This is a genomic window from Haloarcula sp. CBA1115 (assembly GCF_000827835.1).
GTDB lineage: Archaea > Halobacteriota > Halobacteria > Halobacteriales > Haloarculaceae > Haloarcula > Haloarcula hispanica.
This window is the reverse complement of the sequence record NZ_CP010529.1, coordinates 937,098-949,393: the sequence shown is the minus strand read 5'-3', so window position 1 is coordinate 949,393 and position 12,296 is coordinate 937,098. Positions and strand designations below refer to the sequence as shown.

11 protein-coding genes are annotated in these 12,296 nt (G+C 63.6%); 4 read left to right on the top strand and 7 right to left on the bottom strand.

Going from position 1 to position 12,296, the window contains the following annotated elements; genetic code table 11:
• The first annotated feature begins 73 nt into the window (after window positions 1–73).
• Both eis and SG26_RS04585 read left to right on the top strand, forming a co-directional pair.
• Entirely contained in the window at window positions 74–1,264 is a 1,191-nt protein-coding gene (gene eis, locus SG26_RS04590; protein ID WP_050036959.1) for an enhanced intracellular survival protein Eis, read from the top strand.
• A 104-nt stretch (window positions 1,265–1,368) separates the two neighbouring features.
• A complete protein-coding gene (locus SG26_RS04585) occupies window positions 1,369–2,088 on the top strand; it encodes an aspartate/glutamate racemase family protein (protein ID WP_050007550.1) in 720 nt (239 codons plus the stop codon).
• Between the two features lie 65 nt (window positions 2,089–2,153).
• On the opposite strand, the gene SG26_RS04580 is transcribed toward SG26_RS04585, so the two are convergent.
• The 7 genes from SG26_RS04580 to SG26_RS04550 form a co-directional block, all read right to left on the bottom strand.
• Entirely contained in the window at window positions 2,154–3,530 is a 1,377-nt protein-coding gene (locus SG26_RS04580; protein WP_050036958.1) for a hemolysin family protein, read from the bottom strand.
• A gap of 56 nt (window positions 3,531–3,586) precedes the next feature.
• Window positions 3,587–5,176 carry an oleate hydratase gene (locus SG26_RS04575; RefSeq protein WP_050036957.1) on the bottom strand — a complete coding sequence of 530 codons (1,590 nt, stop codon included), beginning with the start codon at window positions 5,174–5,176 and terminating at the stop codon, window positions 3,587–3,589.
• A gap of 119 nt (window positions 5,177–5,295) precedes the next feature.
• Window positions 5,296–5,940, bottom strand: a complete 645-nt coding sequence (locus tag SG26_RS04570; protein WP_050036956.1) for a helix-turn-helix domain-containing protein — start codon at window positions 5,938–5,940, stop codon at window positions 5,296–5,298.
• A 267-nt stretch (window positions 5,941–6,207) separates the two neighbouring features.
• Entirely contained in the window at window positions 6,208–8,640 is a 2,433-nt protein-coding gene (locus SG26_RS04565) for a methyl-accepting chemotaxis protein (protein WP_050036955.1), read from the bottom strand.
• 6 nt (window positions 8,641–8,646) lie between these two features.
• The gene (locus SG26_RS04560; RefSeq protein ID WP_044951992.1) at window positions 8,647–9,666 is read right to left on the bottom strand and encodes a glycine betaine ABC transporter substrate-binding protein; all 1,020 of its coding nucleotides are present in this window, start codon (window positions 9,664–9,666) and stop codon (window positions 8,647–8,649) included.
• Window positions 9,667–9,979: 313 nt separating this feature from the next.
• Complete coding sequence (locus SG26_RS04555) at window positions 9,980–10,450, bottom strand: hypothetical protein (RefSeq protein ID WP_014041098.1); 471 nt, start codon at window positions 10,448–10,450, stop codon at window positions 9,980–9,982.
• On the bottom strand, window positions 10,447–10,698 hold the full coding sequence (locus SG26_RS04550) for a hypothetical protein (RefSeq protein WP_014041097.1): 252 nt from the start codon (window positions 10,696–10,698) through the stop codon (window positions 10,447–10,449). The genes SG26_RS04555 and SG26_RS04550 overlap by 4 nt, the downstream gene beginning before the upstream one ends.
• Window positions 10,699–10,994: 296 nt before the next feature.
• On the opposite strand from SG26_RS04550, the gene SG26_RS04545 reads away from it, so the two are divergent.
• Both SG26_RS04545 and SG26_RS04540 read left to right on the top strand, forming a co-directional pair.
• Window positions 10,995–11,651, top strand: coding sequence for a thioredoxin domain-containing protein (locus tag SG26_RS04545; RefSeq protein ID WP_014041096.1), 657 nt, complete (start codon window positions 10,995–10,997; stop codon window positions 11,649–11,651).
• Window positions 11,648–12,247: a hypothetical protein gene (locus SG26_RS04540; protein WP_014041095.1), complete on the top strand. Its 600-nt coding sequence runs from the start codon at window positions 11,648–11,650 to the stop codon at window positions 12,245–12,247. Before SG26_RS04545 ends, SG26_RS04540 begins: the two co-directional genes overlap by 4 nt.
• The last annotated feature ends 49 nt before the right edge of the window (window positions 12,248–12,296 follow it).

Sequence of the window (12,296 nt, the reverse complement as noted above, 5' to 3'; positions counted from 1 at the left end):
AGTATTCGGAGACAGCCACGGCGTCGGTCCACAGATGACTAGGTTTCTGTAGCTGGCGAACGCCTGCGTCGGTATGTCCGAATTCCGCCCTGTCCCGACGACTGACCGCGAAGCCTGCCAGCGGATACTTCAGTACGCGTTCGCGCCCGAAACGGGTCCGGTGACGCCGGACCCCGATAGTGACTGGCCGCCGTCGCTGTTCGACCAGCGGGGCCTCTACGACGGTGACACGCTTCGAGCAGTCTGCAAACTGTACCATCTCGACACGACCGTTCGCGGCGAAGCGGCGACGGTCGGCGGCCTCGGCGCGGTTGCGACGCCGCCCGAACACCGCCGAAAAGGATACGCCGCCGACCTCTGCCGGCACGCCTTACACGAGTACCGCGAGGCCGATGTCGGGTTCGTCACCCTCTGGCCGTTCTCGACGCCGTTCTACCGCCGCCTGGGCTGGAGCACGGCGAACACATATCGCCGCTTCGATCTGCCGCCGTCGGCACTTCCAGACCACGACACCGCCGGACAAATGGTCCGCCTCGACGCCGACGACTGGGAGCGTCTCCGTCAGGTTGAGTCCGCTTCAGCCGCCGGGACGGCGCTTTCGCTCCGCCGCTCAGAAGCGTGGTGGCGCGAGCGGACGCTCGCCGACTGGGACGACGACGGCGTCCCGTACTGCTACGGTTACGAACGCAACGGTGACCTCCGTGGGTACGTCGTGTACACCGTCGCGGACGATGCCGACCGCACGCTCTCGGCCACACAGTTCGCGGCCGCCGACGAGGAGGCCCGCCGCGAGCTGTTCGCGTTCCTCGGGACCCACGGCGCACAGATAGAGCGCGTCACGCTCCAGTTGCCACCCGACGCCGACCTCCTCCATCGCGTCGACGACCCTGGCGCGGTCGACTGTACCGTCGAGCCCGGGCCGATGGTGCGGCTGACCGACATATCTCATCTTGAACGCCTCGACTGGCCCGATGGGGGCCTCGACTGCACGCTCTCGGTCAGCGACCCGCTGCTCGACCGCAATGACGGTCTGTTCGAACTGTCAGTGAGCGGCGGCACTGCGACAGTCGACCCGCGTCCAGCCAGCGATTCGGCGGCCGACGTGAGCATCGACATCGCGACCCTCTCTCAACTGGCCGTCGGGACCCATGGCGTCGACGCCGCCGAACGAGTGGCCGGCCTGGAGATACGCGACGACTCGGTTCGGGACCCGCTCGCTACCGTGTTCCAGTCCGAGCCGGTGTATCTGGGCGAGTTCTTCTGAGAGCGTTCCCCAAGACAGCTCCTCCCAGTCGACGCTCACTGGCGAGCTTGGGGGCGGAACCGCTAAGCGAACTCGCTGGGAAGGGGCCACTGAGTGTCACCACGATGCCACTAGACGAAATGCAGACAATCGGCGTCCTCGGCGGGATGAGTAGCGAGTCGACGCGGACCTACTATCGGCGTATCGACCACAGAATCAACGACGCACTCGGCGGGCACAGTGCAGGCGATATCGTCATCCGGAGCGTCAACTTCGCCGCCATCGAGCAGTGTATCCGTGACCAGGCCTGGGACAGCGCCGCGTCAATCCTCGTCGATGCGGCGCTGGACCTGGAGGCCGCCGGAGCCGACTTCGTAGTGATGGCGACGAACACGATGCACCGGGTCGCGCCCCAACTGGTCGAGGCACTCTCGGTGCCGTTCCTCCACATCGTCGACGTGGCGGCGGAGGCAATCCGTGCTGCGGGCATCGAGACCGTCGGCGTTCTGGGGACGGACGCCGTGATGTCGGGGGCGTTCTACCACGACCGGTTCGCGTCACACGGCATCGAGACGGTCGTCCCCGACCCGAGCGCCCGTGAGGATGTCGACCGGATTATTTTCGATGAGCTGACCGCCGGCGAGGTGCGCCCCGACTCACGAGCGCGGTATCTCGACGTCATCAACGGGCTGGTGGAGGCGGGGGCACAAGGGATTGTCCTCGGCTGTACCGAAATCGAACTCCTCGTCGAACAGTCGGACTGCCCCGACACGCCGCTGTTCGACACGACGGCGCTGCACGTCGAGCGAGCCGTTGACCGAAGCCTGGCGGCCGTCGTGGACTGATGCCCTTGTAGACGGGCGGCACTCCGTGACTGGCCCTGTTCTCGTCACCCGGGTCTGGGACCGGCTCAGTCGGTGGTCGGGGTGTCGCCGTCGTTCGCTCGAATCCGAACCGTCGAGATACGGGTGCCGTCGACGCTTGTCACCTCGAACGCGTGTCCGGCCGCTTCGGCGGTATCACCGACTTCCGGCGCGCGGTCGAGATGACTCAGTACCAGCCCGCCGACGGTTTCGACTGCGTCGCTGTCGAGGTCGACACCGAGGGCCTCACTGACTGTCGACAGCGGGACGCCGCCGTCGGCGTCGTAGCTCCCGTCGCTTCGCTTGCGGATGGCGTGTTCGCGGCCGTCGACGTCGAACTCGTCGCGCAGGTCGCCGACGACGGCCTCGACCACGTCCTCGATGGTCGCGATGCCTTCGAGCGACCCCCATTCGTCGATGACCGCGGCCATCTGCCGGCGGTCTTGCCGGAACTGCAACAGGAGGTCGTTGATAGCGGTCGTCTCCGGGACGACCGGTATCTCGTGGGCGATATCGCCGGCAGTCGTGTTTTCGTTGCCTTCCTCGCCGGCCCGTAGCACGTCCTTGACGTCGATGAACCCGACGATCTGGTCGCTGTCGTCGGCATCGACCACCGGATAGCGGGTGTGTCCCTCGTCGAAAACGACTGCCCGGATATCCGACAGCGTGGCGTCGGCCGGCACGCTCACGACGTCGGGGCGCGGGACCATGACCTCCCGGACGACCGTATCGTCGAGGTCGAACACGCGCTCTATCATGTCGACCTCCGCCGCGTCGATGTTCCCCTCTTCGCCGGACCGAGCCAGCACCCGGCGTATCTCACGCTCGCCGAGCGTCTCGTCCGTTTCCGAGGCCGGCGGGACGCCGAGCAGTTGCGTAAAGGCGTTCGCCGAGCCGTTGAAGACGACGATACCAGGATAGAACAGGTAGTAAAACAGCTTCATCGGCGGTGCGAGCAACAGTGAGAGCCGCTCGGTCTGGGCAATCGCGAACGTCTTCGGTGCGAGTTCGCCGAAGACGACGTGGAGGAACGTGATGATTGTAAACCCAATCGCGAACGCCACGAGGTGGAGGAGGGTCTCCGGCAGTATCGGTGCCAGAACAGGTTCCAGCAGCGCCGCCACGGCGGGCTCACCGACCCACCCCAGCCCCAGCGAGGCGAGCGTAATCCCGAGCTGGGTCACCGCGAGGTAGTTGTCCAAGTCCGCCATCACTGCCTGGAGCGAGCCCGCACCGGCTTTCCCCTCGTCAGCGAGCTGTTCGACAGAGGTGCCGCGAACGCGAACGAAGGCGAACTCCGCGGCGACGAAAAAGCCGTTCAGTCCCACGAGTACCAGCGCCAAGACGAGCTGTGCCGCCGAGAGCGCGAGGTTTACCATCGCAGCCTCCGGACGGCGAGCGGCGGTGTGTTCATACACACCCATCTCCGTCACCGTACTAAAGTGCTGGAATGTCCGCGCCCGTACCGCCGTCGCCTCCCTCAGCGGTACGCGGCGCGGACAGTGTCCGCGACGACACCGGGCTTCCGGTAGTGTTTGGTCACCGGGGGGACTTCCCGGTCAAGGTCGAGCATCTCGTAGACGGCGGTCATCGCCGACCGGACCGAGTACTCGACGGTGAACACCACGTCCCGCGGCTGTTCGGCGTACTGTCCGAGGAACGCCAGGTTGTTCGACCCGTCAGGAACGACTTCGGGTCGGTCACCGGGCTCCCGGGGCTGGAAGTGCGCCGTGATGAACGGCATCATCGCCGGGATGCAGGTCACGTCGTCGAGTAGCCCCGGGAGCCGGTCCTCGCACTGCAGGTGGTAACACAGCTCTTGGAGGATCTCCCGGCCGGTACACTCGGACATCGGTTTCTCCACGTAGTTCCCCTCGCGGTCCGGGAACAGCGCGTAGCCCCAGAATACCTTCACGTCGTCCGGCTGGTTCGCGAAGTGTGGCTGGGCGGCGACGACTGTCGACAACAGCCAGTTCGACCCGAGGTAGGTGACGAGCCCGTTGCCCGGTTCCTCGTTCGTGAAATCGACGATGTGGTCGAACAGCTCGGTGTTGTGCAGGGTGACGGTGAACGACTCCCACTTCGTCTCCGTGACGTTGTCCGCGAACACCGACGGGTTGCCGAACTGTGGGTTGTCCTCGGCGATGGACTTCCACAGCTCCCACGACGCGCCGGTTTCGTTCAGTTCGGGGGCCTCGTCCATCCCGCCGATGGACGAGCCGTCGGTCATCGACCCGTTCGTCACGAACACGAGGTCGGACGGCTCGACGGGGACCGTCTCGGTGCCGCTGTCGGTCTCACAGTAGAGCCGCTCGACGGTACGCCCCGTCCGCGACGGGACGATATCCATATCGGTCACCTCGTGGCCGTACTCGAAGGAGACGCCCCTGTCTTCGAGCCAGCGCCGGAGCGGGAGGATCATCGAGTCGTACTGGTTGTACTTCGTCCGGTCGATACCTTCCATGGTGTGCAGGCGCGGGAACTCGTGCAGGAACCGGTACATGTACCGCCGGACTTCGGCGACGCTGTGCCACGGCTGGAACGCGAAGATCGTCGCCCAGACGTACCAGAAGTTCGTCTCCAGGAACGACTCGTCGAACCACTCTTCGATGCGCGTGTCACCGAGTCGCGGTTCGGGCGTGAGGAGCAACCGAGCTATCGACTGTCGATGCTGGCTCGTCAGTCCGTACTCGCCCGCGTCGATCCGTTCGCCCTCGTGCATCAGCCGCGTTTTCGCGTACGAGGGGTGCGCTTCGTTGAACTCGTCCATCACGTCTTTGACCGACCGCGAGTCGTCTTCGAGCGACGGGATGGACTCGAAGAGGTCCCACGTACATTCGTACGCCGGATAGTTGAACATCCTGCCGCCCCGGATCAGGTAGGCCTCGTCCGGGTCGCCAGCGCCGTCCATCGCGCCACCGACGACGTCCAGCTTTTCGTAGACATGGATGTTTTCGCCGGGCATATTGCCGTCCCGTACGAGGAACGCCGCCCCAGCGAGGGAGGCAATACCGCCGCCGACGAAGTGTGCGTCGCGGTCAGTGACGTGTGGGTGCTGGTGGATGGTCATTTTGGGTCACCGTCATGTAGTACTACGCAACTCCCAGCCCTAACTGTTGCCAACATATGTACAGCAGTTTATAAGAGGGGACATCTCGCCGACATAGCCGCGCTCCGGGTAGCCCGCTGTCACTGTTCGGAGCTGGCAATCGTGTGGTCGATCAGCTGGTCCGTTCCACGTCGGAGACGCTCCGAGATCGCGGACGTGGTCGCGTCGAGTTCTGCCGAGAGTTCCGTCAGGTCTGCTCCGCGAGGGACGGCGAAATAGCCCAGTCGGTGGGCTGCCAGCAGCGCCTCTCGTTGCGGGGCGGTGAGTCCGTAGTCATCGCCGCCGTGTTCCGTCTCGCAGAGCCGATGCGGGCGGAACGTGACGCTGCTGGACTGACAGGCGTCCCGGAACGCTTCGAGGTCCGCTCTGTCGGCGAACTGCGTACTCACCTTCCACCCGTGTTCGGTCACGAGCGCACCCATCGGATACGTCTGCCGGTCGACGAGCTGGGTGTACATCTCGACGTAGTCCGTATCGAGGACGACCCGATAGCGGGACTCGACGATAGCCGAGTCCATGGCGACAAACTCCACGACGGACTCGTCGCCGAGCAACGCCGATTCGAGGGCATCCGGTTCGACGCCTGTCGCGGAGAACACGAGTGCCGGCTCCGCGGTCGTTCCGGAGACGACGGTGTCGACGATCAGCCGGGTGTCCAGTTCGGCAGCGACCGCACACAGCGGCATATCCGCGGACTGCAACTCGAACTCACAGATGACGCTCATATGTGTTGCTCGCCCGACCAAAATAAAGGCGTACTGGGGATTCCCACGCGCCGAAACCGACCGGCGAGGTCGGAGCCGCTCGACGAACATCCACAGGCGGAGCAGGCCGAGGCGGTTCACGCTGTCCCTGCAACGCGGATTGCGACTCCATCACTGCTCGTACTGGGACGCGTTGCGCGTTGTGGTGGATACACGCGGCGAAACGGTACAGGAAAACGCGTGTGCCGAACCGCTCCGAGCGTCAGTCTGTGCTCACGCTGTTGTCGATCAGCGGTCTCGGGATCGCTCGGTTTCGTCGACAGCGACGTCAAACTCCGACAGGAGCGCCTTGAGCTGCTCGGCCTGCCCGCTCAGCGATTTGATACTGTCGTTGATCTCCGACATCGAGGCCGCCTGCTCCTCTGCGGCGGCGGACACGCTCTGTACCTCATCGGCAGTGGATTCACTGAGGTCGGCGACTTCCTCGGTCATCGATACCGCTTCTTCAGTACTGGCGGCCTGATCGTCAGTGGTGTCGCTGATCCCCTGGACGCCGGCGTCCGTTTTGTCGGCGTACTCCGACACTTCTGTGAACGCTTCCATGACCTCTTCGACCGCACTGATGCCTGCTTCCATCGACTCCTCAGCGACTCTGGCCTCGTCGACAGTCGTCTCCGTCTGGGACTGGACATCGGTAATGAGTTGCTCTATTTCGGTCGCCGATACCTGCGTTTCCCCGGCGAGTTCCTTGACTTCGTCGGCCACGACGGCAAACCCTTCGCCGTCTTTGTCGGCACGAGCGGCTTCGATGTTCGCGTTCAGCGCGAGCATATTCGTCTGCTCGGCGATGTCGGCGATCAGCTCGACGATGGTGCTGATTTCCGCCATCTGCTCGTCTAACTGTTCGACGTTCTCGACAGTCGTGTCGATTGCCTCCTGTACTCTGCGTGAACTTTCGAGCGCGTCTCTGGCCGTGTCTTCGCCCTTTCGGGCGACGTCAGCGGTCTGATTCGAGTGCTCCGCAACCGAGTCAGCGGACGCAGCTACCTCTTCGATAGCTGCCGAAAGGTCAGTCATCTCTCCCGAGACTGTGTCCAGCATATCGCGTTGCTCGTCGGCGGCAGCCGCGATCTCCTGAACCGATTCGCTGACCTCGCCGCTCGCACGCTCGGCGTCAGTCGCCCCGACTTCGGCCTCCTCGCTGGCGGCTGTGACGGTCTCCGCGAACTCCTGAATGTCGACGATAGTGCGTTCCCACTGTGCGAGCATATCGTTGAACGACGACGCGATAGCCGCCATCGCCTCGTTGTCGGTCTCGCTTTCGGGGAGACGCCGGGTCAGGTCACCGTCCGCGCACGCTTCCATCACGTCACTGTATACCTCTGCTTGCTGTTCGAGTTCCGCCGCGAGCGTCTCAGCCTCTTCCTTTGCCTGCTCGGCGCGGGCTCGCTCTTCTTCCGCCTCCTCCTGGGCGTCTGTTGCTTGCTCACGGGCAGCCTCGGCTTCGTCGATTTTCGAGACGAGTGCGTCGCGCATACTCCCGATAGACGTGAACAACTGACCGATTTCGTCCCGGCGAGAGCTCGAAACGTCGACATTGTACTCTCCCTGCTCGATGGCAGTAGCGGCCGCAGAGAGCTGTTGCACGGATGTCGCCGTGTTCCGTCCAATCGTTCCACCCACGACGACAACGCCACCGAGCGCGAGCAGGATGAACGCCAGGATATCGGTCCGAATCTGCTCGCTCAGCGCGAACGCGTTCGCCGCAGGCGTGTGCTTGATGACGACCCAGTTTGTGCCGGGGATGGTCGCGTACGCGGCGACGTGGTCGGTGTCAAGCACTGCGTCCTTCGCTGGCGTGTCGGTAAAGGTGCCCTGTTCGGTAGCCGTGCTGATCTCCGGGATGTCGGACTGTGACTGGTTCGGGATGTACGGCTGTCCGACGGCATCGGTGCCGGCGTCGGAGAACAACACCTCAGTCGAACTCGATGTCGGGCGGACCACCTGTGTGAACGTCCCGTCGATACCAGTGCTGAACTGCTTGCTCAGGTCGCTGGCGTCGTACTCGACCACGAGTACGTGCGTGAAGTCGGCGGCGACACTCATCGAACTGACCACTCGCTTGCCGTTCGCGTTCGTGTACGGGTTCGATGAAACCACTGTGTCGCGGCCGATAGACCGAGTCCGGTCGACCCACGGATGTGCGTCCGATGTGACACGCGTTCCGCGGAGCGTTTCGTCAGTACTCGCCACAATCCTTGCCTCCCCCGCTGTGCCGACAGTGGGGTCTGCAAGGTGGACGGCAGCGACGCGGTCGGACTGGAGCTCATCCGCGGCGAGCCGTTCCGTGTAGGCCTGCTGGTCTTCGCGCGTCGCGTTGAAACCGAGCAGCGGATTGTTTGACGCGACGAGCACCGGCCGTTCGTTGCGCTCAATCCACTCGTTCAACAGGCCGGACTCGGCGTTGACCTCCTGTACGAGCTGTTGTGCCGTGTCGTCTTCGAGTGTGGCAGTTGCGTTCCCCTGCACCCAGAACCCGCCGGCCGCGATGAGTACCACGATCACGAGCAACGCAACAGCGAACTTGACGAGGTACGACCGGACTGGCAGCAGCGCAACGGCTTTCACTCGCTCCAGCGCTGTCGTGTCCGAGGCCGCTGACGCTGTCGCGTCTGCTGATTCGTCGTCACCGTCGCCTGAATGTGCTGTAGATTCTTCCATACTGATTCAGATGAAGCCGTTGGCCGTGAGGTGGTCAACAACCGCCTGCTGGCTGCCGACCTCGGTTGCGTGACTGTTCAGCTCTTGCATCGTTTTCGCGTCCGGAATGGCGTCCGGCATCTTGTTCAGCGCCGACACCACGGCGTCCGTCGCGACGTCCTCGTGAACGACGCCGACCGGGTGGAAAAACGGCCAGAAGTTCCGGTCGTCATCGAGGTACACGATGTCTTCAACGGTTGTGAGCCACGCGCTGGTGCTGTACCCGAAGCTGAGATCGGCGTAGCCTTCGTCGACAGCCGTGCCAGCCGCCTGCGCCGACGCCGCCTCGATGAACTCCTGTTCTGCCTCCCAGCGCTCCACATGCTCGCCCTCAAACCCGTAGTATTCAAGCAAAGCATCGAAGCCGTCGCTACGAGTCCTGAATCCGTCGCCAAACGCCGGTCTAATGTCGTAGTTCCCGTCGTTGACGTAACCGGCGAGGTCACTGATTGTCTCGATACTGGTCCCTTCGATAGCGTCCTCGCGGATGAACACGGCCCATGTGTTCTGCCAGTCCGCGCGGTCGAGAATCCGTATCGGGTGTTCCGACTCCATCTCGGACTTCAGCGCTTCGTACTGCTCGTCAGGTGTCTCGAAGTCGGCTTCGTCGTGCTTGGGCGGGTGCGCAGCCCACAGTGACCCCATGTAATCGTAGTACGCGTGGATGTCGCCGGCCTGATACGCTTCGGCGTGTGCAGCGTTCCCGCCGAAGCCGGTTTCGTCCACAAGACTCACACCCGTGTTGTTGGCGAGCAATTCGTAGGCGATGTACCCGAGGTTCAACTGCTCTGTGTAGCCTTTCGAGCTGACAACGACTGACAGCGAGCCGTCGGTCGACCCGGCGGCTTCGCCCCCGCTTTCGGCTGTACTTGATTCCGTCTCTCCGCCAGTCGAACAGCCGACCAGCGTGGCTGTTCCGCCAGTTGCGAGCATCCCGAGTAACCGTCGCCGGCTCCCAGTCCATGGCTCTCCTCTCTCATCTATCATTGCTCAACCTGAGCTAATGATAGTCAAAAAACCGTTGCCGAGAATATCAACATTGATAGCAAAACAATAAAATCGTGTACAATTTAGTCCCTAACTGTTGGGGATCTCCACAGAGGGACTCTCTACAGGAGAGTCATCGCAGTCGCTGTCGTCCCAGATCCAGATCATGTCAGTTGCAACCGAACCGCAGAAATACCCGTGGCAAACGGTCGTCAGCTACAGCTACCAGTTGGGGTAAGAGCCTCGGCACTCAAGACTCACAATCTATCCATAGTGAATGTGTTTACAGCGTCTATAGAGTCCACTCATCCCGTTACTGTTCGTCCAGCATCTGGATGCCGCGCTCCACAACCGCCTCGGTCACGAAAAGACTCGTCTCACGCTGGAGTGCTCGCATACGGGATGCCGCTTCGTCTCTGTCGAGCAATCCGCGACCATACCCGAGCGCGATAACGCCGATAGAACCGCGTACTTCGACGCCCGCGTCGGATGCTGTCTCTCGGGCGGCGAGATCGTCGGTTAGAAGAACAACGCCCCGCTCTATTGCGACCGCAATCGCGGCGCATTCTCCGGCGTCCAGTTCCTCAGTTCCGACTCGGCTTTCGTCGGCTTCGACGAGTTCGTACGAGAGGTCGACCACCCCGTCCGGAACACCACCGGCGTCGACCTCCTCGTAAACCGTCTCCGGGACAAGGAGCGTGTCAAACGTCGAGAGCAGTTCGAGTGAACCGCTTTCGGCGAGGTGAATGAGCGGTCCTGCGTCCGAAACGGCCGCAGGCGTCACGCGTTCAAGCCCCAGTCAACGTCTTCCTCGACGACCTCACGCTCTCGCTCCGCTCGCTCGACTTTCGTCCGCCCGACGTGCTCGATGGCTTCCTCGCGGTCGAGTTCCCCATCGAGGTACTGTGCGAGCACGAGGTCCTCCCACAGGTCTTCGAGCCCGCGTTCGAGTGCCCGCGCGAACACTTCGGACTCCGGAAGGCCGCGGGCCTCCGCGATTTCTCGAACACGGTCGGAAATTTCGGCGGCCATACTATACGTTTGCTCGGCACCGTTCATAAATCCGCGTCTGCCAGTCCGGCGCAGCCCTGACCGGGGCCTATGTCTACTGTGGCCACAACCAGACTGCCCCAGAGACAACTTCTACCGTCAAAAATAGCGGCCTCGGCACTCATAGGGCTCGTCACCACCGGGGAGTCACCCCGGTTCGGCCCCGTGAGTCGTCGTCATCGGCCGGCAGATGCTACCGCCGCTGGCGACAAGACGGTTACTCATCGTGGCCACATAGTGGAACAAACGCTAAACCAACGCGGGCCAACCAGTCGTATATGAACAGACGACGCTTTCTAGCACTTTCCGGGGTGGGTGTCGTCGGCGCAGTCGCTGGGTGCAGTAGCGAGGCGGACAGCGTCGAATCCGTCGACAGCCACCCGGCGGCCGCCGACCTCGACGCCCAGCCCCGCCGCGGCGAACTGGGCGGCCACGTCATCCTGGCGTTCGAAGACCCCTCCTGTCCTACGTGTCGCCGCTTCCACGAGAACACGCTGCCGGACATTCGGGAGAACATCGTGGACGCGGGCAAAGGCGCGTACGTCGTCCGGACCTACCCCGTGATCTATCCCTGGGGTGAGCCAGCGACGCAGGCGCTGGAATCGACGTTCGCCCGCGACAGCGAGGCGTACTGGTCGCTGTTCGATCACTACTTCGCCGAGCAGTCGTCGTTCGACCCGGACAACGTTCTGGCGCGGACGGCGACGTTTCTCACCGAGGAGACCGAGGTAGACGGCGAGGCGGTCGCAAGCGACGCCCGAAACCGTGCCCACGATGACGCCGTTCAGGCCGATATCCAGGCGGCCGAGGACGCCGGATTGGGTGAGACGACGCCGATTATCCTGCTGTTCGAGGACGGCGAGTTCGTGACGAAGGTCAACGGGAGCGTCAGCTACGAACTCATCGCGGAGGCGCTGGGAGAGCACGACGGATGAGCACCGCAGAGGGGCTCCGCCTGCCGACGACGCGCGGGGACTGGCGGCTCATGGGCCGGACGGTCAGGCTCGTGCTCACGCTGCCAGTCTACGCGGCAGTCGCCGTGATCGCCGCAATCGTCTCGCTGACGCTGTTCGTCGTCTCGCTGAACGTCCCGCTGGTGCTGGACCTCGTGGTCGGTGGGTCGCTCCCGCTCGCCAGCCGATTGCGCGTGCTCGGGGAGCTGTACCCGTTCGTCGGTACGTCGTTCAACCCTGCACAGGGAATCCTGCTGGTCGTCGTCGCCGCCCTCACCGGTATCGACATCGGGCTGGTGACCTACCACTTCCGCGAACACGGCCTCGACCTCCAGCAGGGCGGCGCGGGCGTCGCGGGTGTCGTCCTCGGAACGCTCGGCGCGGGCTGTGCGGCCTGTGGGTCGGCGGTCCTGCTGGGCCTGCTGTCGCTGCTCGGCGTCTCGACCTCGTTGCTGTTTCTGCCACTGGATGGGCTGGAATTCGCGCTGCTGGCGCTCGCGGTGTTGACCCTCTCTATCTACTGGCTCGCCGAGGGGATGCGCGGCGGCGAGATCAACGGGTGTCCGGTGGATATCTGACTGTCTCGTTGGCAGGTCCTCGTTTCGCCCCGGTTACGGAGTTCCAACC

What these genes read in the sequence shown, in the direction of transcription:
- eis (WP_050036959.1), top strand. Translation starts at nt 74, where the DNA reads ATGTCCGAATTCCGCCCTGTCCCGACGACTGACCGCGAAGCCTGCCAG.
- SG26_RS04585 (WP_050007550.1), top strand. Translation starts at nt 1,369, where the DNA reads ATGCCACTAGACGAAATGCAGACAATCGGCGTCCTCGGCGGGATGAGT.
- SG26_RS04580 (WP_050036958.1), bottom strand. Translation starts at nt 3,530, where the DNA reads ATGGGTGTGTATGAACACACCGCCGCTCGCCGTCCGGAGGCTGCGATG.
- SG26_RS04575 (WP_050036957.1), bottom strand. Translation starts at nt 5,176, where the DNA reads ATGACCATCCACCAGCACCCACACGTCACTGACCGCGACGCACACTTC.
- SG26_RS04570 (WP_050036956.1), bottom strand. Translation starts at nt 5,940, where the DNA reads ATGAGCGTCATCTGTGAGTTCGAGTTGCAGTCCGCGGATATGCCGCTG.
- SG26_RS04565 (WP_050036955.1), bottom strand. Translation starts at nt 8,640, where the DNA reads ATGGAAGAATCTACAGCACATTCAGGCGACGGTGACGACGAATCAGCA.
- SG26_RS04560 (WP_044951992.1), bottom strand. Translation starts at nt 9,666, where the DNA reads ATGATAGATGAGAGAGGAGAGCCATGGACTGGGAGCCGGCGACGGTTA.
- SG26_RS04550 (WP_014041097.1), bottom strand. Translation starts at nt 10,698, where the DNA reads ATGGCCGCCGAAATTTCCGACCGTGTTCGAGAAATCGCGGAGGCCCGC.
- SG26_RS04545 (WP_014041096.1), top strand. Translation starts at nt 10,995, where the DNA reads ATGAACAGACGACGCTTTCTAGCACTTTCCGGGGTGGGTGTCGTCGGC.
- SG26_RS04540 (WP_014041095.1), top strand. Translation starts at nt 11,648, where the DNA reads ATGAGCACCGCAGAGGGGCTCCGCCTGCCGACGACGCGCGGGGACTGG.